Below are 22,851 nucleotides of genomic sequence, written 5' to 3' on the forward strand. Positions count from 1 at the left end.
GGTTATCATGGCTAAGGATTTTATTACTGGTAAGCGGACGCAGTTTGGTAACAAGCGTTCACACGCCCTTAACTCAAGTCGTCGCAGCTGGAAGCCAAACTTACAAAAGGCCACCATTTTGGTTAATGGTAAGCCAAAGAAGGTTTACGTTTCAGCACGTACCCTGAAGTCAGGGAAAGTGACTCGGGTTAACTAAGAACCTAACAAATGCGGCTGCCAAGTTTGGCAGCCGTTTTTTGCTTGCCCTGGAAAAACAGTTTAGTTTTTGTTGACCAGGGTGTTGTATGGTAAGATATGATGGATATATGATTTTACGAACTAAGTTTAGCGACTAAAGGAGGCCATTAAGGATGGCAGTAAAGATTAAAACTCCAGCTGGAATGATCGACATTGCTAACGACGTCATTGCGACGGTTGTTGGTGGGGCGGCCACCGATAACTACGGGGTCGTCGGAATGGCAAGTCGGAACCCCCTTAAGGATGGGGTAAACCAGATCTTGGGGCGGGACAGTTTCCACCAAGGGGTCGTCATCCGTCAACAAGACAACGGGATTGCCGTTGACGTTTACATTATTGTTGGTTATGGCACTAAGATTTCAGCCGTATCAAAGAGCGTCCAAGAGAAGGTTAAATACAACCTGGAAGCGATGCTCGGGGTAACGGCGAATTCTGTAAACATTATGGTTCAGGGCGTACGTGTCCTGGGAGATTAAGTCGACCGAGCGGAGGAACAATAACTTTGGTAGTTACAACAATTACAAACCATGAATTTGGCAAGATGGTGCAGGCAGCGGCGGCAAAGCTAAACGCCCGGGCCGACTACATCAACTCGCTGAACGTCTTTCCAGTTCCGGATGGTGATACTGGGACCAACATGTCGATGTCAATGGCATCCGGAGCTAAGTACGAACGCGATGCTACTTCAACGCAAGTGGGCGATTTAGCTAATGCGCTGGCTAAGGGCCTTCTGATGGGGGCGCGCGGGAACTCCGGGGTGATCTTATCTCAGATTTTTCGGGGCTTTGCCAAGGGCTGCGAAGGGGCTAAAAGCCTTGATGCCAAAGGCTTCGTTGATGCATATGCTAACGGGGCTAAGACAGCCTATAAGGCAGTGATGAAGCCAACAGAAGGGACGATCCTGACCGTGGTTCGTGAATCGGCTCAGGCCGGCTTAAACGCGGTTAAAAACGGCGAACAAGATCTAGAAGTTATCATGCAAGAGATTGTAACGGCTGCCGACCTGGCACTGGAAAAAACGCCGGATCTCTTACCAGTTTTGAAGGAAGTTGGTGTGGTTGACTCCGGTGGTCAGGGGTTAGTCGTTGTCTTACATGGTTTCTTGGAAGCCTTGACCGGCCAAGTGGTGGAAGACACACTGCCGGATGCGGCTACGTTAGATGAAATGGTTAACGTCAATCACCGCCAAAGTGCCCAGGGAAAGTTAAACCCCGATGATATTAAGTATGGCTACTGTACCCAAATGATGGTTCGCATTGGCCGCGGTAAGTCGGTTACCAAAGAATTTGATTACGATACCTTCTATAATTACCTGGCCGACCTTGGAGATTCCCTGCTGGTGATTAATGATGATGAAATCGTTAAAGTCCATGTTCACACCGAACAACCGGATAAGGTTCTGGGCTGGGGACTCCAGTTTGGGGATCTGCAGACGATCAAGATCGATAACATGCGTTGGCAACAGGAATCGATCATGGAGCACGATGAAGAATCAACACAAGTACCGGTTGCTGAAGTAAAAAAGACAGCTGAAAGTACCCAGGTTAAAACTGCGGTGATCGCTGTGGCCTCCGGAGACGGGGTCGAAGAACTCTTCAAGTCGCTTGGTGTAACCCACGTAATCAGTGGGGGTCAAACCATGAACCCAAGTATTGAAGACCTGGTCAACGCCGTTAACGCATCCGGGGCTAAGCAGGCCTTATTGTTACCTAATAATGGGAACATCTTCATGGCCGCCGATCAGGCAGCCGAAGTGGCTGAGGTCCCAACCAAGGTCGTTCATGCTAAGACGATCGCCCAAGGGATGAGTGCCCTCTTGGAATTTAACCCGGAAGCTTCTTTGGAAGATAATCAAGAAGCGATGGAAGAAAACCTAGCAACTGTTAAGTCTGGTGAGGTAACAGTTGCCGTTCGTGACACCACGATCGAGGGACGAACAATCAGGGAAGGCGACTTCATGGGTATTGTAGACGGTAAGATTACCGTTACTGATCCGGATATTGAACAGGCCGCTTCCAAGATGGTGGTAGGTATGCTGGATGAAGATAGTGAAATTGTCACGATTCTGTATGGCCAAGAAGGAACCAAGGAAGCAGCGGAACGGATTTCAGCGGCAATTGAAGCCGAAGATGATGAAATTGAAGTTCAGATTTACGAAGGAGATCAACCGGTTTACCCGTACCTGATCTCAGTTGAATAAGTAAAACCGCACGAGCGGGGTGGTCCACGCGGCAACCCCGCTTCTAGTGTTTAAAGGGGGGATGCACATGAAATCCTTACAAGACCCGGTCAGTCAATTAAAGGGGGTTGGTCCCAAGATGGCTGAAAATTTAGCGACCCTGGGGATCAAGACAGTTGGTGACTTGCTAACCCATTATCCATCTCGCTATGACGATTTTGCACCGACCGACTTATCAGTGGCAAAGGATAAGCAAAAGGTAACGGTTAAGGGAACTGTTGTGTCTGACCCCCTAATGTCTCGTTATGGTTATCGGCGCTCGCGGCTATCTTTTCGCCTGATGGTTGGTCCGGGTGTGGTTAACGTAGTGTATTTTAACCAACCTTACTTAAAGAAGCAGGTTGAACGGAGCCAGGACGTGACCGTGTTGGGAACTTGGGACGCACCTCGCCAGCAAGTCCTGGGGACTAAGCTAATTGCTAAAGGTAGCAAGGCCCAGGCTATTGGAGCTACCTACCCGGCTAACAAGCACGTTCGCCAGGCAACGTTGCGCAAACTAATCGCCCAAGCTTTTGAACAGTACCAAAACGTAATTGCAACTCTTTTACCGATTAGTTTGCGTCAGCGCTATCAGCTGATGGAGCGGCGTGAGATGATCAAGCAGATGCATTTTCCAAGTGATACCACGATGGCCGAGGCCGCTAAGCGAACAGCAGCCTTTGAAGAATTCTTCTTGTTTGAGCTCCGTTTGCAAGCGATCCGGCGGGCTAACCGTAAGGACGAGGGGCTTAAGATCTTATACAATAATGATGACCTACGTGCCTTCATTAAGACGATTCCCTTTGAACTGACGGGGGCTCAAAAGCGAGTGGTTAACGAGATTTGCCGTGACCTGCGTTCGCCCTACCAGATGAACCGTCTTTTGCAGGGGGACGTTGGGTCTGGAAAGACGATTGTAGCCGCGATTGCTGTAATGGCGACCGTTTTAGCGGGCTATCAGGTTGCACTGATGGCACCAACGGAAATTTTGGCTTCCCAGCACGCTGAAAAGTTGATTAAGGTCTTTAACGGAACTCACGTCAAGGTTGCCTTGTTGACCGGGGCGATGACGACCAAGCAACGTCACCAGCTGACAAGAGAAATCAAGACTGGTCAGTTAAACTTAATCGTGGGGACCCACGCACTGATTCAAAATGGGGTCGATTACGCTAACCTGGGGCTTGTAATTATTGATGAGCAGCACCGCTTCGGAGTTAACCAGCGCCAGCAGCTGCGGGAAAAAGGAGAACGCCCCGACGTTTTGGCAATGACGGCAACCCCGATTCCACGAACCCTGGCAATCACGGCCTACGGGGAAATGGATGTTTCGGTGATTGACGAGCTCCCCGCCGGACGCCAGCCAATCAAGACAACCTGGCTTAAAGGAAATCAAGCCAATAGTGCCCTAGATTTTTTGGATCGGCAACTAAGAGCGGGGGCCCAGGCTTACGTGGTGTCTCCCCTGATTGAAGAGTCCGAAAGCTTGGATGTCAAGAATGCCACCGATTTGTACACCCGCTTCAAGGAGCACTTTAGTCCTGAATATAAGGTGGGCCTTTTGCATGGTCGAATGAGTAACGACGAAAAGGCAACCGTGATGCATGATTTTCAGGCTGGTAAGGTTCAGGTGATGGTAGCCACCACAGTGATTGAAGTTGGTGTAGATAACCCCAACGCCACCGTGATGCTAATTTATGATGCTGACCGTTTTGGCTTAGCTCAGCTTCACCAGTTGCGGGGCCGGGTTGGCCGGGGAAAGAGCCAATCGTACTGTCTTTTAGTAGCCGACCCGAAGACCGATGAAGGAACAGCTCGGATGGAGACGATGGTGGCCACCACCGATGGTTTTGAAGTAGCCCAAAAAGACCTGGAGTTACGCGGGGCTGGTGACGTTTTAGGAGCTCGCCAATCAGGGATGCCTGATTTTAAAGTTGGTGATCCGGTCGGTGACCTGAAGATGCTTCAGATTGCCCGGGCTGACGCTGGCAGCCTTTTGGCTACCCCAGGTTGGGATGACAAGGATGAAAACCAGCCCCTAGTCTTATACCTTAAGCGCCATCAGTTAGAAACTCATTTTGATTAGGAGAGAGAAAATGAAAATTGCAGTTGACGCCATGGGCGGCGATAACGCCCCGGCAGTTGTTGTTGAAGGGGTCGAACGGGCCCGAGATCGGTTTGCAGACGTTGAATTTGACTTATATGGGGATTCCAAATTAGTTCAACCACTAATTAATGATTCCACCCGGATCAACCTGATTGAGACCACCGAAGTGATTGAAATGGGTGAAGAACCAGTTCGAGCTATCCGCAAGAAGAAGGATTCATCAATTGTCCGGGCCGCTACGGCAGTTAAGGAAGGCCAAGCTGATGCTTTTTTCTCCGCTGGTAACACCGGTGCGATTTTAGCCGCGGGTCTGTTTATCGTTGGACGAATCAAGGGGATTGACCGACCGGGATTGACCTCAATTTTACCGATTGCTAAGCCCGGTAGTGACAGGAAAAACTTTGTATACCTAGACTCCGGGGCTAACGCTGAAATCAAGGAAAAAAATATGCTTCAGTTTGCCGAATTAGGCCGTTTTTACGCCGAAAATGTCCTTCAGGTTGAAAACCCTCGGGTTGCTCTCTTAAATAACGGGGCCGAGGAAGATAAGGGCGACCGTCTTCACAAAGAGGTTCACCAGCAGCTTAAGGCCGAAGAGGACCTTAACTTTGTGGGTAACGTTGAAGCTAGTGAACTTTTGGCCGGCAAGGCCGACGTTATCGTTTCTGATGGCTGGACAGCTAACGCAGCCTTAAAGGCCACCGAAGGTACTGCTAAGATGGTACTGTTGCTGATTAAAAACGGGATTGAAAATGGTGGCTTGCGGGCTAAACTTGGCTACCTGTTTTTAAAGCCAGTCTTTAAGAAGATTGCTAAGCTGATGGGAACGTCAACGTACGGGGGAGCCGTCTTATTAGGATTAAAAGCTCCGGTTGTTAAGACCCACGGATCTACCGACGCTTTGGCGGTTGAAAACACGATTGCCCAAATTCGAACTATGATTTCAAGCGGAGTAATTGAAAAGACAGTTAAATACTTTGGCCAGGTCCAATCCGAGGAAAGCATGGACAAGCCAGATAAAAACTAATAGAATAAGGTAGTTAGTTTAGATAAAAGAGGTATTGAAAGAATGGATAAGAAGGAAATCTTTGATACGGTCTCGTCAATCGTGGCCGACCACTTTGATGTCGATCGGGCTAAGATCACCGATGACCTGAATTTGAAGACCGATCTGAACGCTGATTCCATTGACTTTGTGGAATTTGTTCTCGAGGTCGAAGACACCTTCGGCGCAGAAATTGAGGACAGTGAAGCTGAAAAACTCAGTACCATTGGTGAGGTAGTGGATTATATCGCTGATCACCAAAAGGACTAACGTTGGTACGAACAAGAGGGGTCGCGATCAAATTGCTCGCGCCTTTTTTTTAGAAAAAAACAAACTACCTTATTTTTAAGGACTTACACGGTATTCGGTCTGTGATAAGGGGTTGTGAGCTCACGACCCCCTATCAGAGGCCCGATCAGAAAGGACGGACACGATGATTACTGAATTACAGGATTACCTAGCTAAAACCTATGGGATTAATTTTAAGAACACGGATCTACTTGCTGAGGCTTTTACCCAGGCATCGTACGTTAACGAGCATCCCCACCAAAATCTAAAGTACTACGAACGAATTGAGTTTTTGGGGGATGCAGTCCTGCAGTTATTTGTCTCCGAGTACATTTACAAGCGCTATCCAGAGTTACCACAGGGGAAGTTGACCCGTTTGCGGGCGGCCATGGTTTGCGAGGACTCCTTCTCTAAGTTTGCTAAGGAATGTCACTTCGATCAGTACATTCGTCTTGGTAAGGGGGAGGAAATGGCTGGTGCCCGGGACCGGGCCAGCCTTTTGTGTGATATTTTCGAATCCTTCATCGGGGCCTTGTACCTTGACCAGGGGCGCCAGGCGGTAGAAAAGTTCATCCATACTGTCATTTTCCCTAAGTTAGATATGGGCTGGTTCGACCACGCTGTTGATGCTAAGACTAGCCTGCAAGAATTTCTGCAGCGTAATGGGGATGTTGATATTGAGTACCGTCTCTTAAGTGAAGGGGGAACGGAAAACGACCCAATCTTTACCGTTGAAGTAACAGTTGACGGTAAGGTCGTTGCAAACGGACAAGGCAGTTCTAAAAAGCACGCGGAAATGGATGCCGCAAAACATGCGTTACAAAAACTACGAATGGACAAGTAGGAGTTGATCACCCATGCGACTACTTTCACTAGAAATCGAAGGCTTTAAATCCTTTGCCGATAAAACCGTAATTGATTTTCGACCAGGGATGACCGGAATCATTGGCCCTAACGGGAGCGGAAAGAGTAACATTATTGAAGCAATCCGTTGGGTAATGGGGGAGCAGTCTGCCAAAACCTTACGGGGAGACAAAATGGCTGACGTCATTTTTAACGGAGCGGCCGATCGTAAGCCCCTTAACCGGGCCCAGGTGAAGATCACCCTTGATAACGGTGACCACTACTTAGAATCAGAGTTTACGGAGCTAACGGTGACCCGACGTTTGTACCGTAACGGGGATTCTGAGTACCTAATAAACGACCACCCGGTACGTCTAAAGGACATCGTTGACCTGTTCATTGATTCGGGGATTGGACGGGAATCATTTTCGATCATCTCACAGGGTCAGGTGGCTGCCATTTTCAATGGGAAGCCAGCCGATCGGCGCGAGGTGATTGAAACCGTCGCTGGGGTAGCTAAGTACAAGCAAAATAAGAAGGCGGCTGAAAAGCGGCTTTTGACAACCAATGATAATCTCAACCGAGTTAATGACATAATCGCCGAAATTGAAGGCCGGCTTACCCCATTGGCTGAGGAGAGTGCCTTAGCTGAAGAGTACTTGGAGCAACGTGGGCGCCTCGACCGCTTGGATCGCACTCAAACGGTACGCCAAGCCCGACTTAATCAAGAGCGTCTTGCCCAGGTGAGCCAACAACTTATTGATGGACAGGACATGACAGATCAATATGATCGAAGGGCTAAAGCTGCTAGCCAGCGTCAGGCAACCTTACAAGCTAGTCGTCGTCAGATGGTAACGGTTCGTGATGACCACCAAGCCAAGCTCTTATTAGCAACACAGACGATCGCTAAGCTGGAAAATCAGCAGTCCCTTTCATCTGTGCGTAAGGAACAGCGTCAGGCAGAGCATGACCGCCTCACTGACCGGCAAACGGAATTAGAGGGGCGCCGGACGGTCTTAAACAATCAATTACAAGAGGTTGAGGAACGAATTAATCAACGTGACCAAGAGATTAAGGACCATCAAACTCAGCTACGCCAGCTGAAGACGATGAGCGCCGAGGAACGAGCGGCCCAGCTAACGGATAAAATTGAAAAGCTCCGCAATCAACAGGTTGACTTGATGCAAGAGCAGACCACGATTCAAAACAATCAACTCTTTTTGAAGCGTGATTACCAGCGTAACGTGAGCCAGCGGGAGGCCGGTGCCTCAGCCTTAGAGGCGGCCAAACAAAAGCTGGCGGATCTAAATGGGAAAGCAAGAGACCAGGCGGCGGTAGCTCAAAAAGCGCAGGAAGAAGCACGGGCAGTAGTGGACCGCTATAGCCAGGAGCAAGCTAACCAAGTTAAGCTAGAACAGCAATACGAGCAGACGTCACGTCAGTGGTATCAGGCCTTAGGGGATGTTTCATCCGCTGAGAGTCGGATTAAGAGCTACCGGGCGATGGCGGCTGATTATACTGGTTACTATCATGGGGTACAGCAGGTCTTGAAGCATCGGCAATCTTATCCGGGATTATTTGGGGCGGTTAGCGAACTGATTGAAGTTCCCACCCAATATACGATGGCGATTGAAACTGTTTTAGGAGGCCAGCTTCAGCAATTAGTGGTTGATCACCAGGGAACTGGGAAGCAGATCATTCAGGACTTAATTCAGACCCGGGGGGGCCGGGTAACGATATTACCGCTAGACAGCTTACGGGGGGGTTATGCTCCCCGTAACCTAGCTAACTTGAACCAACTCCCTGGCTTCATTGGCCGGGCTGGGGACCTAATTTCCTTTGACCCCCGTTTTCAAATTGTGGTCGATCACCTGCTGGCCAATACTGTGGTGGTTGATACCTTGGACAATGCAACTCAGGTGGCTAGGGTGGGTCAGCACCAGGTTCGGGTGGTAACCTTAGACGGCCAGCTGATTAATGCGTCAGGGGCGATGACTGGAGGGGCTAATCGAAACCAACGGACTGGCCTCTTACGTCAGCGTCAGCAACTAGAGGAACTACAAGGGGCCCTTCAAAAAGTTCAAGCCACAGCTAGTCAACTGGAGGTGCAGGTGAAGCGTCTTCAAGAGGCACGTCAGGCCAGTCAAGCTAGCCGTGACACCCTGGAACAGGAACTGTCCCGGGTGCGCAGTGAGGCCAATCAGCAACAGAGCAGTGCTCAACGTTTAAATGACCAAGTGAAGGCTGCCAAACAAGAAGTAACGGCGCTTGAGTTTCAATCCAACCAGCAAAACGACCAGCAGGCCGCCTACCAGACCCGGGTTGAGGAGGCCAACGTTAATGCTGAGCGGGTTGAAAAGGAATTAACCCGGGTTAAGCAGGAAACGGTGCAGGCCCAAGAACAATTAACCGCCCTTCAATCCAATGCGGCAAGCCAAAATGAGCAGGTGCATGAGCTCAGTCAGTTCTTAGCAGTGGCCAAGGCCCGTCGGGAACAAGATCAGGCCCAGCAGGAGGGGCTCCAGACACAGTTAGAAGAGGTTCAAGCTTCCCTTGATGAAGCAGGAGAAGCCCTGACCCACTTAGCCGAGCAAGACGTCACGATGGATGCCGAGCATGAATCGAGCCAGTCTGCTCTGGCGAAAGCCAAAGACGAGCTTAAAGAGCACCAAGAGGCGGTTGAAGCCGTTACTGATCAGTTGGATCAGCTTGAAGAGGAACTCAAGAAGGTTAATCAGGAGGCCCAACGACTACAGGACCTCTCGAAGGTGGCCATGGGTGAACAGACCCGGTTGGCAGCTGAAAAGGCCCAACTAGAGGTGACGATTGACCAGGCTCTTAATCACTTGAGTGAACGCTACCAAATGACCCTGGATGCAGCCAGTCAGGACATGGCCGAGCTGGCCGATGAGGAGTTGGCCCGCCAAATTAAGCTCTTAAACCGGGGAATTGCCGATCTTGGCGATGTCAACACGGCTTCGATTGCTGAGTACAAGCAGGTTAAGGAACGTTATGACTTCTTGAGTGGCCAACGGGCCGATTTGATGGCGGCTAAATCGCAACTTGAAAATACAATGGCGGAGATGGACCAACAGGTTGAAAAGCGCTTTATGACTACCTTTAAGCAGGTATCGGTAGCCTTTAGTGAAACCTTTACTCAGATCTTTGATGGCGGGGAGGCTAAATTACTCTTAACCGAACCAGATCAGCCGTTGACTACCGGGGTCGACATCACGGCCCAGCCACCTGGTAAGCGTAATCAGCGCCTTTCGCTTTTATCTGGGGGAGAACGAGCGCTAACGGCGATTGCCCTTTTATTTGCAATTCTAAAAGTCCGGCCGGTGCCGTTCGCCATCTTAGATGAACCGGAAGCGGCCTTAGATGCTGTCAACGTTGACCGTTTTGCCCACTATCTGGATCGTTTTGGGGATCAAGGTCCCCAATTCATCGTCATCACACACCGGAAGGGGACAATGATGAACGCCGATGTCTTATACGGGGTGACAATGCAGGAATCTGGGGTGTCGCGGATGGTCTCCGTGGACGTCAATCAAACGTTAGAACAACACCAAGCATAGAAACGAGGGGGAGCACATGGGATTATTTGATATTTTCCGGCGCCATAAAAAAGAAGAGAAAGAGCAGACTACTGACCAGGAAATGCCAACGAGCGAGGAGCTTTCTTCGAGCACATCCACGGCAGCGCCAGCTAAAGAAGATAAAGCAAACGCAACTCAGGCGTCGATAAGTCAGGTCATACCTGAAGAAGTAGTTGAAGCAGATCAACCGGTAATAAAAGAGAGCCCAGTCAAAGAAGAACAGGTGACCTCAGATGAACCGGTGGTAACAAAGACGAATCCGGTAAGTGAGAAACTAGAACCAGAGGCATCGGAAGCTTCGGCACCGGAATCAGCGGAGACCGTGGCTCCTGTTACCGCCGACTGGGTTAAACAGGTTGAAGAGTCAGTTGATGAAATGCCGCCAGCTTCAGAGGAGAGTACAACCGAAGAAGCAGCGCCGGAAACTGAAGAAGAGCAAGAACAAGCTACCGAGCAGAAGTATGACCAGGGGCTTGAAAAATCACGAAACGGCTTTGGGGCCCGGTTGAACAGGTTCTTAGCTAATTTTCGTCACGTTGACGAGGACTTTTTCGATGACTTAGAAGACATGCTGATTGAGTCCGATGTGGGTTATGAAATGGCAATGAAGCTATCGGATTCCTTACGAGAAGAGGTTCGGCTTCAAAATGCCAAAAACAAGCAGGATGTCTCAAACGTAATCATTGAAAAGATGGTTGACCTATACGATGAGGCCGGTCAGGGGGAGCAGACCACCTTGACAATGGCCAAAGAGGGACCAACCGTAATCATGTTTGTCGGAGTCAACGGGGCTGGTAAGACGACCACGATCGGTAAGATGGCAGCACGATTTAAGAAACAGGGACAGCGGGTCCTCCTGGCGGCGGCCGATACCTTCCGAGCCGGGGCTACCGAACAATTGGAGGTCTGGGCCCAGCGTGATGGAGTTGACATCGTCACTGGGCCGGAAAGTAGTGACCCAGCGGCCGTTGTTTTTGATGCCGTCACTAAGGCTAAAAGGGATCACTACGATGTACTCTTTGTTGATACTGCCGGCCGCCTGCAAAATAAGGTTAATCTAATGAACGAGCTGGCTAAGATGAAGCGAATTCTAACCCGGGAAATTCCGGATGCCCCGCACGAGGTCTTGTTGGTCCTCGATGCGACCACCGGACAAAATGCCTTAACTCAGGCGAAGCTGTTTAAAGAAACCACCGCCGTTACCGGGATCGTTTTAACCAAGTTGGACGGGACCGCCCGTGGGGGGATCGTCTTAGCCATTCGAAACGAGCTACACCTACCAGTGAAGTTTGTCGGGCTAGGTGAGAAGGTTGATGATTTAGAAGAATTTAACGCCCAAGACTTTGTTTACGGACTCTTTAAGGGCCTAGTTACGGTCGATTAAGGGAAGAAAGGTGCAAGATGGAATTAGAGAAAAATGAACGAATCAACGCCCTCTTTGCCTTTTACCAACCCCTTTTGACCAAAAAACAAAATGACTACCTTCAGCTTTACTATGCCGATGACTACTCCTTAGGAGAGATTGCGACTGAGTTTGCCGTGTCGCGGCAAGCGGTTTACGATAACATTCGACGGACCGAAAGGATTCTGGAGAGCTACGAACATAAGCTACACCTCTATGCTGAATTTGAGGTGCGTAATGAGCAAGCTGACCTAATTCGTGATTACGTGCAACAACATTACCCTGATGACCACGAGTTACAACGGTTGGTAGCTGGAATGGAAACCTTAGAAGCCGAATAATGGACGCCCCCATTTGGTATGACCAGGTGGGGGCGTTGTCAGTTTAGCTAATCATGGTGTAAAAAGGCCTAATGTAGTAAAATTAAAAAGTGATATTGGTAAATTTACCAGGCGAAGAATCTAAAATTAGGGGAGAAATACATGGCATTTGAAGGTTTAACAGAACGCCTGCAAAAGGCAATGGAAAAACTGCGGCGGAAACCCAAGGTGACTGAAGCTGATTTACGTGAAACGATGCGTGAAATTCGGCTGGCCCTCCTAGAAGCCGACGTTAACTTTAAGGTTGTCAAGGACTTCGTTAAAACGGTACGCGAAAAGGCAGCTGGGGCCGAGGTTTTGAAGGGCTTGAACCCGGCTCAACAAATCGTTAAGATCGTTAACGACGAACTGACCGAAATGATGGGTGAAACGGCAACGCCCCTCAATAAATCCGCTCATATTCCAACCGTCATTATGATGGTTGGGCTCCAGGGGGCTGGGAAAACGACTACGGCCGGAAAGCTGGCTAAGCGCCTGAAGAAAGAGGAAAACGCCCGGCCGCTCTTTATCGCTGCCGACGTATACCGGCCAGCAGCCATCACCCAGCTACAACAGGTAGCTTCAAGCATTGACGTACCGGTTTTTGAAATGGGAACTAATGTCGACCCGGTTGAAATTGTTCGCCAGGGGATGGCGGTTGCCAAGGAAAAGCACAACGACTACGTGATTATCGATACGGCCGGCCGTCTGCAAATTGACGAACAGCTGATGAATGAGCTAAGCAAGATCAAGGAACTGGCTAAGCCGGATGAAATCCTTCTGGTTGTTGACGCCATGACCGGGCAAAACGCCGTTAATACCGCCCAAGGTTTTGATGATCAATTAGACATCACTGGGGTTATCTTAACCAAGCTGGATGGGGATACCCGCGGTGGGGCAGCCATGTCAATTCGGGCTGTGACCGGGAAGCCGATTAAATTTGTCGGTGAAGGGGAAAAGATGGACAACTTGGACGTCTTTCACCCAGATCGGATGGCCTCCCGAATCCTGGGAATGGGGGACATGATGACCCTGATCGAAAAGGCCCAGGAAAACTTTGACCAGGAACAAGCGGCCCAGGCTATGAACAAGATGAAGGAAAACTCCTTTGACTTTAACGATTTCTTGGACCAAATGGACCAGATTACTAAGATGGGACCGTTGGAAGATCTATTGAAGATGATGCCGGGGATGGCCAACAATCCGGCCCTAAAGAATATTAATTTAGATCCCAAGCAATTTGCTCACATTAAGGCAATCATTTACTCAATGACACCGGAGGAACGTGAGAATCCGGACGTGATGAACCCAAGTCGGCGTCGGCGACTGGCGGCCGGATCTGGGCGGCCAATCGTTGAAGTTAACCGGATGATTAAGCAATTCAACCAGATGCGCAAGATGATGCGTCAGGTTACCAACGGAAACCTCAGCGGGATGGAAAACCTGATGGGGGGCCAGTTACCAGGAGGCCGGTTAGGTAAGCTTGCCATGAACAGGATGGCCCGGCAGATGAAGAAGAATAAAAAGAAGCGCCTGAAGAAGAGGCGTTAATAATCTAAATCCTGTTGATGGATTACCACGTACGGTAATTCGTTGGCAGGTTTTTTGGGTTATAAGGGGTGGCCTTTATCAATTAAAAAGCTAGTGAGGTTTCAAGAAATTGTGATGTTAGTCAGTCTAAAAAACGCTCACCGCCAAAAAATGGCGATGAGCGTTTTTTATTCTAGCTTATAACCAAAACCGCGGACGGTCGTCAGATGAACCGGGTTCTGTGAATCATCTTCAAGTTTATCGCGGAGGTGGGAAACATGGATGTCTACAATCCGGGAGCTTCCTAAGATATCGTAGCCCCACACACCATTAAGGAGCTGTTCGCGTGACAAAACCTGCCCCTGGTGGTCAGCTAAGAAGGCTAAAAGCTGAAACTCTTTGCGGGTAAGGCTGACTTTCTGACCAGCCTTAGTAACTTGAACTTTCTTGGGATCAATTTCCCAATCGCCAATTTGAACGTGATCTTCAACGAGTGGCTTTTCTTCCTCAAACGGATCCTCGGTGGTGACCGAGGCGTGCTGGTAGAGCCAGCACCGTTGTTCAATTATGGGCCGTAAAACATCGTGGGTGATTTCTTTTTCCAAGACATCATCAACCTTGGCTCGGAAGAGTTTACGGCGCTGACGGTCGTCAGGATTAGGGGAGAAGATTAGGAGGGGCCCGTTTTGCTGGTTGCGGATCAAGGTTATGGTGGCAATGGTGGTGTCAAGGTTGGTGGCGGCCAGGTCCCATAAAATCCCAGTATAGGTATTTTGTTCTAGGTTAACCACTAGGGCTGTGGCGGTCGTGACCCGGTCTAAGTCCCAGTGCTGGTGATGGCAAAAGTGCGCTAAATCGGTTGCAAAGGTTTGATCCTTTGTCATGAGTAAGAAATTTTTGATGACAATGCCTCCCTGAATTTACAAAAGCTTTACATGATGAAAGTGGAAGGTTTACAAGGCCTTGTTAAATTATAGGTATCTTATGGGAGCGTATTGGCTGGTACCCAATCCCTCCTCCACACGCTTGATCGCCGGGTACAGCGGAAAAACATGTGGGAAAACATTAAGATCGCTTATCAATTGTCATTATAGCACCTTCATTAGCCAAGGGTTGGTTAGTACGCTGCTGCCCATTTGGTTGGGGCGCTGGACAGTCAACAAAGTGAAAACGAGAGGATTTTGAAAATGAAGAAAATCATGGGAACCTTAGGGGCGCTTGCCCTTTTGCTGCTCCTTTGCTTCGGTTGGTTTCAAGCTCGGGGCAGTGGCGCCACCATCACCAAGGTGACTGATGTGGGGTCAACAGCCTTACAGCCTTTGGCAGAAGCAGCCATCCCGGGTTTTTTGAAAAACCACCAGAATATTAACGTCACTGTTCAGGGTGGGGGATCAGGGACCGGTCTGTCCCAGGTACAGGCCGGGGCTGTCGATATTGGGAGTTCCGACGTCTTTGCCGCTCAGCAAGCTGGAATTGACGCCAGCAAGCTAACCGACCATATTATCGTTGTTACCGGGATCGTTCCGATTGTGAACCCTAAGTTAGGGGTAGACAACCTTTCGATGGACCAACTCCGGGGGATCTTTGCCGGCAAGATTACTAACTGGAAGGAAGTCGGTGGACCAGATAAAAAGATTACCGTGATTAACCGGGCATCTGGCTCCGGAACCCGGCTAGCCTTTGAACAGGTGGTCATGGGTAGGCAGGAAACGGTTAAGGCCCAGGAACAAGATTCTAATGGGACGGTTAAACAAATCGTCTCCAACGTTCCGGGGGCAATCTCATATGTTTCCTCAGCCTATTTAAATGACCAGGTCAAAGCCCTTATGATTGACCACGTTGAGGCAACAAGTAAAAACATTAGCAATAACAGGTGGAAGCTCTGGTCTTACGAACACATGTATACGACTAAGCATGCTAAAAAGGCGACATTGGCTTATATTCGCTACCTGCAGTCGGCCGATGTTCAATCCCACCTGGTAAAGGAAGCCCACTATATCTCGATTCACGACATGAAGGTTAGACGGGATGCTGACGGGGTAGTTACAAAGATTGGAGAGAAGTAATGAGTGATTGGGAAAAGCGGCTCACTGGGCCTTCTAAAGAAACCAATCAAGAACGTGTTGGTCGGGTGTTAACGACCCTGTCAATCACCGTGATTGGCTTGCTGGTTGCAACTATTTTAATCTTTTTGGCCAGCAAGGGCTTATCGTTATTTATCAAGTACGGGGTAAACATCTGGGACTTCGTGTCCGGAACCGATTGGTCACCGAAGAAGGGCTCTTATGGAGCTCTGCCAATGATCGTCACCTCCTTTGGGGTTACAATGCTAGCCGGGATTGTGGCCCTACCATTAGCCTTGATGGTAGCCCTGGCAGTAACAGAAATCCTTCCACCGGCCTTTCGCAAGGTAACTCAGCCAGTAATTGAACTCCTGGTGGGGATTCCATCCGTTGTCTACGGGTTCGTCGGTTTGACGGTGATTATTCCGATTTTGCGTCAGTGGTTTGGCGGGACTGGGTTTGGGATGCTAGCCGCCACGGTGGTTTTGTTCTTGATGATCGTACCAACCATGGTTTCAATGACGATAGATACGCTCCTAGCAGTACCGGAATCATACCGAATGGCCTCTAAGGGCCTTGGGGCGACTAGGTGGCAAACTATTTATCGCACCATTTTGCCAAGTGCGGCCGGGGGAGTCTTGACAGCGATGATCTTCGGGATGGCCCGCGCTTTTGGGGAAGCCTTAGCCGTACAAATGGTGATTGGAAACGCCTCAATCATGCCAACCAGTTTGATGAGCTCGGCCGCCACCTTAACCTCGGTTCTGACAACGGGGATTGGGAATACGGTCATGGGAACCGCTGCTAACGATGCCCTATGGTCCTTGGCCCTGGTATTACTTGTTATGTCGTTAATTTTCAACTTGGCCATGCGCCTGGTGAACCGCAATAAGGAGGGGTAGGATGGACCCGCAAAAAAGTAACCGGCTGGCAACCGGTGTGATTCTCTGTTTCGCCGCCATTGTGAGCCTGATCGTACTCTCCTTGGTTTTATATCTGTTAGCAACGGGGCTCCCCCATGTCTCCTGGCACTTCTTGACCAGCGCAGCTAGCTCTTTTACGGCCGGCGGGGGGATTCGTGACCAGCTCTTTAATTCATTTTATTTAGTTATCTTGACCCTGCTGGTGTCCGTACCGCTATCCTTAGGGGCGGCTATCTATCTAAGTGAGTACGCACCTAAGAACCGGTTAACCAGTATCTTACGCCTGGCAATCGAAGTATTGTCGTCGCTACCATCTGTGGTCGTGGGACTGTTTGGCTACTTAGTCTTTGTTTTGCAGTGGAAGATGGATTTTTCACTGTTAGCTGGGGCTTTGGCTCTCACGATCATTAACTTACCGTTATTGACCCGGTCATGTGAAACCGCCCTATCTCAGGTCCCCTTCTTGCAGCGGCAAGCGGGCTTAGGCTTGGGAATGGCCAAGTGGCGGGTAACAACGCGGATCATGGTCCCAGCCGCCTTACCTGGGATCATGACCGGGGCAATCCTTTCGGCTGGGCGGATCTTTGGTGAAGCCGCTGCCCTGATTTATACGGCCGGCCAGAGTTCAATCAACGTTTCTTACAGTAATTGGAATCCCTTTAGTCCAACCAGCTTTTTAAATCCAATGCGACCGGCCGAAACCCTGGCCGTCCATATCTGGAAGCTAAATACTGAAGGATTGGTTCCGGACGCAACCGCCGTCTCTGCTGGGGCCGCCGCGGTTCTAATTATTGCTATTTTAGCCTTTAACCTGTTAGCCCGCTTTGTTGGGGGACTGGTTGCAAAACACTTCCGTCAATAAGGAGGAACGATAATGGAAGACAATATCGCACTTGAATTAAAGGATGTTTCGGTGGCTTACGGGGCCGAACCAACCGTCCGCAACGTTTCAATGAAGTTCAAGAAAAACCAGATCTCAGCGTTGATTGGGGCTTCGGGGTCTGGCAAGTCAACCCTCTTACGGAGCATTAACCGGATGAATGACGGGCTTGCCACGGTTACCGGCCAGATTCTTTTTCACGATGTTGACATCAATCGGCCTAAGGTCAATGTTTACAAGGTCCGCCAAGAGATTGGGATGGTGTTTCAACAGCCAACCCCGTTCCCAATGTCGATCTATGAGAATGTCATCTATGGCCTGCGCTTAACCGGGGAAAAGGATCGACGGGTCTTAGACCAGCGGGTCGAGGAGAGTTTAAAGCATGCGGCCTTATGGGATGAGGTTAAGGACCGGTTGAAGGCCAGCGCCCTTTCGCTTTCCGGGGGACAGCAGCAGCGGCTATGTATTGCCCGGACATTGGCCACCAAGCCAGAGATCATCTTAATGGACGAACCAACCAGTGCCTTGGATCCAATCTCAACGACTCAGATTGAGGCAACGATGATGGAGCTAAAAAAAGACTATACCATCATCATCGTGACTCATAACATGCAACAGGCATCTCGGGCTTCGGACTGGACCGCTTTTATGCACCAGGGGAATTTGATAGAATTTAACCAGACCACAGAAATCTTCATGAACCCGCATGAACAAGCAACTAACGACTACTTAAACGGGAAGTTTGGATAAGGTAAGGGGGAGATAACAATGGGTGTGATTTTTGATGAAGAGCTAAAGAAGTTACGGACCCGCTTCATGGAAATGGGGATCGATACCTCCGAGCAGATTTATAAGGCAGCCAAGGCCTTTACCGATCATGACAGCGCACTGGCTCAAGAGGTGTTGGCCAGCGATGATCAGATCAATGATGAAGAAATCAGTTTGGAAAAGCGAGCCCTTAAGCTGATGGCCTTACAACAGCCCTTGGCCAGCGACTTTCGGAAGATTATTTCAATTTTAAAGGCTTCTAGCGACGTGGAACGGCTGGGAGATTATGCCGCCCACATTGCCCGTTCGGCGATTAATTTCGACAAGAAGAACCATAATGGTGAGATTGAGAAAGAAATCGAAAAGATGACTGAAATCGTGCGCCAAATGCTAGAGAAGGTGATGGATGCTTACGTCTACACCAATGAAAAGGCTGCTTACGAGGTGGCTAACCAAGACCTGAAGGTTGATATGATTTACGTGGCCCAGCAAAAGCGGGTCATGCAGGCAATGATGAAAAACCAAGCGGCGATTCCGGCTTTGGAGACTTACATGACCGTCATTCGGAACCTGGAACGCTCCGGTGACCATATCGTCAACCTGGCCGAATGGGTTATCTACATCGGTGCTGGTAAACTAGTTGAATTAAACCCAGGTAAGACCGACCCGGGCTTGGTACAACGTAAGCTAGAGGAACGAGAATAGAGGGGCGCCGATCCTTAATCTAAAATTTTCTAAGACTGTCAAGAAAAACTACTTTACAATCCTTAGAAAACTTGGTATATTATTACCTGTTAGAAAAAAGGTTAAGGAGGTGTCACTATGTCAGTCAAGATTCGTTTAAAGCGGATGGGTTCCAAGAAGCGTCCTTTCTACCGGATCGTTGTTGCCGACTCACGTTCACCACGTGATGGTCGCTTCATCACTTCTCTTGGTACTTACAACCCGCTGACCACGCCAAAGCAAGTTAACTTCGATGAAGAGGCTGTGATGGATTGGTTACAAAAGGGTGCGCAACCTTCCGACACTGTTCGCAACATGCTGCAAAAGGCCGGTGTTATGAAGAAGTACCACGAAACCAAGTACGCAAAGAAGTAATGGTGTGATCGGTCATGAAAGAAGTTGATTTTAAGGGGCTAGTGGTTGCTTTAATTGCACCACTAGTTAAACACCCTGAGGCGGTCAAGGTAGAAGAAGAGCGAACTTCACGCTACCATCAGTTCCGCGTGACCGTTGCGTCCGTGGATACTGGCCGGGTGATTGGCCGTCAAGGACATGTTGCCGCAGCTTTGCGGACCATCGTTGAAGGGGCTCGTGATAAGCGAGTAAACGACAAGAAAATTCGGCTGATCATTCATGACCGCCGTCATTAGAAAACTCCCACAAGCCTTTGTGGGAGTTTTTTTGAATTAACACATGCTTTAGAAAGAAAGAGGAACGAGCGAATGGAACTCTACACGGTTGGAAAAATCGTTAATACCCACGGAATCCGGGGTGAAGTTAAGGTCCTAGCCACCACCGATTTTGTTGATCAGCGTTTTCAGGATGATGCCACCCTATACCTGGTAAAAAAGAACCAGGCGCCCTTAGAACTAACGGTTGAGCATGCCCGGGTACACAAGGGGATGGTGCTGGTTAAGTTTAAGCAGTTCAATAACATTAATGAGGTGCAACACTTTCGTGAGGCTGAATTAAAGGTGGCTGATCAGGACCAAGATGAGTTAGAGGAAGGCCAGTACTACTACCACCAAATTATTGGGCTTACAGTTGAAACCGGTGATGGTCGGAAGCTGGGGACGATTAAGGAGATCTTGGCACCAGGGGCCAATGATGTCTGGGTGGTTCAACGCCCAAACCAGCGGGATCTTTTATTGCCAGTGATTGATGATGTAGTCAAAGAAGTCGATCTTGAAAATAATAAAGTAATCGTGGAATTACTGGAGGGATTAGAGTAATGCGGATTGATATTTTAAGTCTCTTTCCTGATATGTTTGATGCCACTTTAGGTCAGTCCATCGTTGGTCGGGCCCAAGATGAAGGTTTTTTAGACATTCACGTAACGGACTTTCGTCAGTACACCACTGACAAGCACCGCCATGTTGACGATACCCCGTTTGGTGGAGGGGCTGGGATGCTACTTCAGGCCCAACCAATCTTTGATGCCATGGACGCAATTAATAAGGAAGTGGAAGGCACCTACCCAAAGGGGCGTGTGATCTTGATGGATCCGGCCGGTCGGCGCTTTGACCAGGATTACGCCATGGAGCTGGCTCAAGAAGAGCACCTAACCTTCATTTGTGGCCACTACGAAGGATACGATGAGCGGATTCGTCAACTAGTGACCGACGAAGCTTCCCTGGGGGACTACGTTTTGACCGGGGGCGAGCTGGCCGCCATGGTAATGGTTGACGCCACCGTCCGTTTCGTTCCCGGGGTACTGGGGAACATGTCTTCACCGATGGGCGACTCATTTTCAAACGGACTCTTAGAATATCCTCAATATACCCGCCCAGCTGACTTCCGGGGGATGAAAGTGCCAGAGGTCCTGACTAGTGGGAACCACGAAAAGATTCGCGAATGGCGGATGAGAGAAGCACTGAAACGAACGTTGGAACGGCGCCCCGATTTATTAAAAACCGCTAAGCTGAGCCGGGAACAGCAGATTATCTTGCAAGACCTCAAGCTTGACTTAGATCCGGACGCACCAAAGTAGGAGGCCAAGCGTGAAAAAATTAATTACACGCCTCTTAAAACAAGAGGATCCCAGCGTCTATCAAATTAAAGATTCCAAGTTGGAGCCAACCTTGACGACCCTGGACCTGATTGGCTTAGGAACCGGGATGGTGGTTGGAACGGCCATCTTTACCTTGCCAGGGATCGTGGCAGCTGAACACACTGGTCCAGCCGTCCCGTTAGCCTTTATTGTCGCCGCAATTGGAGCTGGGTTATCAGCACTGGCCTATGCTGAAACCGCTTCGGTCCTGCCCTTTGCCGGCTCGGCTTTTTCGTGGATGAACGTCTTGTTTGGGGAGTTCTTTGGTTGGCTCGCTGGGTGGGCCTTGTTAGCTGAATACTTCATCTCGGTGGCCTTTGTGGCCTCGGGGTGGTCGGCCTATATGCAGGGGTTCTTGGCATCCTTTGGTATTAAGTTACCAACGGCCTTAGCCGGGGGCTTTAACCCTGCTAAAGGCTCATACGTTGATATCTTTGCGGCCGTGGCAATCTTAGCGGTTGGCTGGCTTTTGTCCCACGGGGTTCATCAGGTGGCCCGGATTGAAAATACGATCGTGGCCATTAAGCTTTTGGTAATTATCTTATTCATCGTTGTTGGGGCGACGGCCATTCACACCCAAAATTACCATCCCTTTATCCCAGCACACAGACCGGGAACGACCTTCGGTGGCTGGAGTGGAATCATGGCCGGGGCTTCACAGATTTTTATTGCCTACGTAGGCTTTGATGCGATTGCGGCTAACACCGCCGAGACCAAGAATCCTCAGAGGACAATGCCGCGGGGATTAATCGGAACTTTGGCACTAGGGACCGGTTTTTTCATCGTTGTTTCCCTGGTCCTGGTGGGGATGTTCAAGTATTCTCGCTACGCAAATAACGCTGAGCCAGCTGCCTGGGCCCTGCGTGAGTCAGGTCACTATTTAACTGCTAACCTCTTGTCAATCGTAGCTTTGATTGGGATTTTCTCAGCACTGATCGCAATCCTATTAGCTTCATCACGATTGATTTATGCCTTTGGTCGGGATGGACTTTTACCAGCTTTCTTAGGTCACATTGATAAGAAGCGGGTACCAAACCGGGCCCTATGGATGATCACCGTCTTAGCGATGATTTTGGGTTCTGTCTTTCCGTTTACCTTCTTGGCAACCCTGGTGTCAGCCGGGACGTTGGTAGCCTTTATCTTTGTTTCTCTGGGAATTTATGCTCTCCGTCGACGGGAAGGAAAGGATCTTCCGGAGGCTCAGTTTAAGATGCCTGGTTATCCAATCCTTCCAGCGGTGTCAGTAATCTTTTCGGCTGTCATTTTCTGGAACCTTAACGTTGATGCTAAATGGATGATGGTTGGCTGGTTTGCCATCGGGATGGTGGTGTACTTTGCCTACGGGATTCGCCACTCAACTCTTGCTAAGAAGTCCTAAATTTGGTTTGCAATTAGCCAGTAAAAATGGTAAATTAGTCATTGGCTATGTAGCCGCATAAACGGTGTTCCGCTGGTTCCGTGGGAATTAATGAATGTCGGTGAAAGGAAAGAAAATTATGCGTCAAAATCAATTAATCGAAAAGGTAACTGCAGGTCAGTTACGTAGTGATATCCCGGATTTCCGTGCCGGTGATACTGTTCGTGTACACGCCCTCATTGTTGAAGGGACTCGTGAACGTGTTCAGATCTTTGAAGGGGTCGTTATCAAGCGCCACGGTGCTGGTATCTCCGCCACTTACACTGTTCGTAAGATCAGTAACGGTGTTGGGGTTGAACGGACCTTCCCACTTCACTCACCACGGGTGGAAAAGATCGAAGTTGTACGTTACGGTCGTGTACGTCGCGCTAAGCTCTACTACCTCCGTGAACGGACTGGTAA

Annotated in this window: 23 protein-coding genes; 22 read left to right on the forward strand and 1 reads right to left on the reverse strand. The window is 49.5% G+C overall.

The features are described 5' to 3' along the window. The first annotated feature begins 7 nt into the window (after window positions 1–7). From rpmB to ffh, 11 genes are all read left to right on the forward strand, one after another. Complete coding sequence (gene rpmB / locus AOQ57_RS05800; protein ID WP_012391446.1) at window positions 8–196, forward strand: 50S ribosomal protein L28; 189 nt, start codon at window positions 8–10, stop codon at window positions 194–196. Between the two features lie 154 nt (window positions 197–350). Beyond that, window positions 351–713: an Asp23/Gls24 family envelope stress response protein gene (locus tag AOQ57_RS05805; RefSeq protein ID WP_003683850.1), complete on the forward strand. Its 363-nt coding sequence runs from the start codon at window positions 351–353 to the stop codon at window positions 711–713. A 26-nt stretch (window positions 714–739) separates the two neighbouring features. Next, window positions 740–2,437, forward strand: a complete 1,698-nt coding sequence (locus AOQ57_RS05810; RefSeq protein ID WP_093626101.1) for a DAK2 domain-containing protein — start codon at window positions 740–742, stop codon at window positions 2,435–2,437. Window positions 2,438–2,504: 67 nt separating this feature from the next. After that, complete coding sequence (gene recG / locus AOQ57_RS05815) at window positions 2,505–4,538, forward strand: ATP-dependent DNA helicase RecG (RefSeq protein WP_093626103.1); 2,034 nt, start codon at window positions 2,505–2,507, stop codon at window positions 4,536–4,538. Window positions 4,539–4,548: 10 nt separating this feature from the next. Further along, a complete protein-coding gene (gene plsX, locus AOQ57_RS05820; RefSeq protein ID WP_093626105.1) occupies window positions 4,549–5,586 on the forward strand; it encodes a phosphate acyltransferase PlsX in 1,038 nt (345 codons plus the stop codon). Window positions 5,587–5,628: 42 nt separating this feature from the next. Further along, window positions 5,629–5,874 carry an acyl carrier protein gene (acpP, locus tag AOQ57_RS05825; protein WP_093626107.1) on the forward strand — a complete coding sequence of 82 codons (246 nt, stop codon included), beginning with the start codon at window positions 5,629–5,631 and terminating at the stop codon, window positions 5,872–5,874. A 163-nt stretch (window positions 5,875–6,037) separates the two neighbouring features. After that, complete coding sequence (gene rnc / locus AOQ57_RS05830) at window positions 6,038–6,736, forward strand: ribonuclease III (RefSeq protein WP_093626109.1); 699 nt, start codon at window positions 6,038–6,040, stop codon at window positions 6,734–6,736. Window positions 6,737–6,749: 13 nt separating this feature from the next. Beyond that, complete coding sequence (smc, locus tag AOQ57_RS05835) at window positions 6,750–10,313, forward strand: chromosome segregation protein SMC (RefSeq protein ID WP_093626111.1); 3,564 nt, start codon at window positions 6,750–6,752, stop codon at window positions 10,311–10,313. Window positions 10,314–10,329: 16 nt separating this feature from the next. Further along, window positions 10,330–11,718, forward strand: a complete 1,389-nt coding sequence (gene ftsY, locus AOQ57_RS05840) for a signal recognition particle-docking protein FtsY (protein WP_093626113.1) — start codon at window positions 10,330–10,332, stop codon at window positions 11,716–11,718. Window positions 11,719–11,735: 17 nt separating this feature from the next. Continuing rightward, complete coding sequence (locus AOQ57_RS05845) at window positions 11,736–12,077, forward strand: putative DNA-binding protein (RefSeq protein ID WP_093626115.1); 342 nt, start codon at window positions 11,736–11,738, stop codon at window positions 12,075–12,077. A 141-nt stretch (window positions 12,078–12,218) separates the two neighbouring features. Beyond that, a complete protein-coding gene (ffh, locus tag AOQ57_RS05850) occupies window positions 12,219–13,646 on the forward strand; it encodes a signal recognition particle protein (RefSeq protein ID WP_093626117.1) in 1,428 nt (475 codons plus the stop codon). A 167-nt stretch (window positions 13,647–13,813) separates the two neighbouring features. Here ffh and AOQ57_RS05855 read toward each other — a convergent pair whose 3' ends face one another. Next, entirely contained in the window at window positions 13,814–14,509 is a 696-nt protein-coding gene (locus AOQ57_RS05855) for a winged helix-turn-helix transcriptional regulator (RefSeq protein WP_093626119.1), read from the reverse strand. A 303-nt stretch (window positions 14,510–14,812) separates the two neighbouring features. On the opposite strand from AOQ57_RS05855, the gene AOQ57_RS05860 reads away from it, so the two are divergent. From AOQ57_RS05860 to rplS, 11 genes are all read left to right on the forward strand, one after another. Further along, a complete protein-coding gene (locus AOQ57_RS05860) occupies window positions 14,813–15,691 on the forward strand; it encodes a phosphate ABC transporter substrate-binding protein (RefSeq protein WP_093626121.1) in 879 nt (292 codons plus the stop codon). Then, window positions 15,691–16,590, forward strand: coding sequence for a phosphate ABC transporter permease subunit PstC (gene pstC, locus AOQ57_RS05865; RefSeq protein WP_093626123.1), 900 nt, complete (start codon window positions 15,691–15,693; stop codon window positions 16,588–16,590). Before AOQ57_RS05860 ends, pstC begins: the two co-directional genes overlap by 1 nt. A gap of 1 nt (window position 16,591) precedes the next feature. Further along, window positions 16,592–17,473 carry a phosphate ABC transporter permease PstA gene (gene pstA / locus AOQ57_RS05870; protein WP_093626125.1) on the forward strand — a complete coding sequence of 294 codons (882 nt, stop codon included), beginning with the start codon at window positions 16,592–16,594 and terminating at the stop codon, window positions 17,471–17,473. Window positions 17,474–17,485: 12 nt separating this feature from the next. Next, window positions 17,486–18,241, forward strand: coding sequence for a phosphate ABC transporter ATP-binding protein PstB (gene pstB / locus AOQ57_RS05875; protein ID WP_093626127.1), 756 nt, complete (start codon window positions 17,486–17,488; stop codon window positions 18,239–18,241). Window positions 18,242–18,259: 18 nt separating this feature from the next. Further along, window positions 18,260–18,964 (forward strand): phosphate signaling complex protein PhoU, encoded by a 705-nt coding sequence (gene phoU, locus AOQ57_RS05880; RefSeq protein ID WP_093626130.1) that lies wholly within the window; start codon window positions 18,260–18,262, stop codon window positions 18,962–18,964. A gap of 117 nt (window positions 18,965–19,081) precedes the next feature. Continuing rightward, window positions 19,082–19,357 (forward strand): 30S ribosomal protein S16, encoded by a 276-nt coding sequence (gene rpsP / locus AOQ57_RS05885; protein ID WP_093626132.1) that lies wholly within the window; start codon window positions 19,082–19,084, stop codon window positions 19,355–19,357. Window positions 19,358–19,371: 14 nt separating this feature from the next. Next, entirely contained in the window at window positions 19,372–19,632 is a 261-nt protein-coding gene (locus AOQ57_RS05890) for a KH domain-containing protein (protein WP_093626134.1), read from the forward strand. A gap of 72 nt (window positions 19,633–19,704) precedes the next feature. Continuing rightward, window positions 19,705–20,214 (forward strand): ribosome maturation factor RimM, encoded by a 510-nt coding sequence (gene rimM, locus AOQ57_RS05895; protein ID WP_093626136.1) that lies wholly within the window; start codon window positions 19,705–19,707, stop codon window positions 20,212–20,214. Beyond that, window positions 20,214–20,972, forward strand: a complete 759-nt coding sequence (gene trmD / locus AOQ57_RS05900) for a tRNA (guanosine(37)-N1)-methyltransferase TrmD (RefSeq protein WP_093626138.1) — start codon at window positions 20,214–20,216, stop codon at window positions 20,970–20,972. The genes rimM and trmD overlap by 1 nt, the downstream gene beginning before the upstream one ends. Window positions 20,973–20,982: 10 nt before the next feature. Then, window positions 20,983–22,410 (forward strand): APC family permease, encoded by a 1,428-nt coding sequence (locus AOQ57_RS05905; protein WP_093626140.1) that lies wholly within the window; start codon window positions 20,983–20,985, stop codon window positions 22,408–22,410. A gap of 118 nt (window positions 22,411–22,528) precedes the next feature. Further along, the coding region (gene rplS, locus AOQ57_RS05910; protein ID WP_093626142.1) for a 50S ribosomal protein L19 at window positions 22,529–22,851 on the forward strand (323 nt) is incomplete at its 3' end.

Source organism: Limosilactobacillus gorillae (assembly GCF_001293735.1).
Taxonomy (GTDB): Bacteria; Bacillota; Bacilli; order Lactobacillales; family Lactobacillaceae; genus Limosilactobacillus; species Limosilactobacillus gorillae.

Bases quoted from the DNA above. Each gene is read 5' to 3' on its own strand.
- ffh (WP_093626117.1), top strand. From the start codon at position 12,219: ATGGCATTTGAAGGTTTAACAGAACGCCTGCAAAAGGCAATGGAAAAA.
- AOQ57_RS05855 (WP_093626119.1), bottom strand. From the start codon at position 14,509: ATGACAAAGGATCAAACCTTTGCAACCGATTTAGCGCACTTTTGCCAT.
- rpsP (WP_093626132.1), top strand. From the start codon at position 19,082: ATGTCAGTCAAGATTCGTTTAAAGCGGATGGGTTCCAAGAAGCGTCCT.
- pstC (WP_093626123.1), top strand. From the start codon at position 15,691: ATGAGTGATTGGGAAAAGCGGCTCACTGGGCCTTCTAAAGAAACCAAT.
- AOQ57_RS05845 (WP_093626115.1), top strand. From the start codon at position 11,736: ATGGAATTAGAGAAAAATGAACGAATCAACGCCCTCTTTGCCTTTTAC.
- AOQ57_RS05890 (WP_093626134.1), top strand. From the start codon at position 19,372: ATGAAAGAAGTTGATTTTAAGGGGCTAGTGGTTGCTTTAATTGCACCA.
- trmD (WP_093626138.1), top strand. From the start codon at position 20,214: ATGCGGATTGATATTTTAAGTCTCTTTCCTGATATGTTTGATGCCACT.
- smc (WP_093626111.1), top strand. From the start codon at position 6,750: ATGCGACTACTTTCACTAGAAATCGAAGGCTTTAAATCCTTTGCCGAT.
- phoU (WP_093626130.1), top strand. From the start codon at position 18,260: ATGGGTGTGATTTTTGATGAAGAGCTAAAGAAGTTACGGACCCGCTTC.
- pstA (WP_093626125.1), top strand. From the start codon at position 16,592: ATGGACCCGCAAAAAAGTAACCGGCTGGCAACCGGTGTGATTCTCTGT.
- rimM (WP_093626136.1), top strand. From the start codon at position 19,705: ATGGAACTCTACACGGTTGGAAAAATCGTTAATACCCACGGAATCCGG.
- rpmB (WP_012391446.1), top strand. From the start codon at position 8: ATGGCTAAGGATTTTATTACTGGTAAGCGGACGCAGTTTGGTAACAAG.
- ftsY (WP_093626113.1), top strand. From the start codon at position 10,330: ATGGGATTATTTGATATTTTCCGGCGCCATAAAAAAGAAGAGAAAGAG.
- rnc (WP_093626109.1), top strand. From the start codon at position 6,038: ATGATTACTGAATTACAGGATTACCTAGCTAAAACCTATGGGATTAAT.
- plsX (WP_093626105.1), top strand. From the start codon at position 4,549: ATGAAAATTGCAGTTGACGCCATGGGCGGCGATAACGCCCCGGCAGTT.
- AOQ57_RS05860 (WP_093626121.1), top strand. From the start codon at position 14,813: ATGAAGAAAATCATGGGAACCTTAGGGGCGCTTGCCCTTTTGCTGCTC.
- acpP (WP_093626107.1), top strand. From the start codon at position 5,629: ATGGATAAGAAGGAAATCTTTGATACGGTCTCGTCAATCGTGGCCGAC.
- recG (WP_093626103.1), top strand. From the start codon at position 2,505: ATGAAATCCTTACAAGACCCGGTCAGTCAATTAAAGGGGGTTGGTCCC.
- AOQ57_RS05805 (WP_003683850.1), top strand. From the start codon at position 351: ATGGCAGTAAAGATTAAAACTCCAGCTGGAATGATCGACATTGCTAAC.
- pstB (WP_093626127.1), top strand. From the start codon at position 17,486: ATGGAAGACAATATCGCACTTGAATTAAAGGATGTTTCGGTGGCTTAC.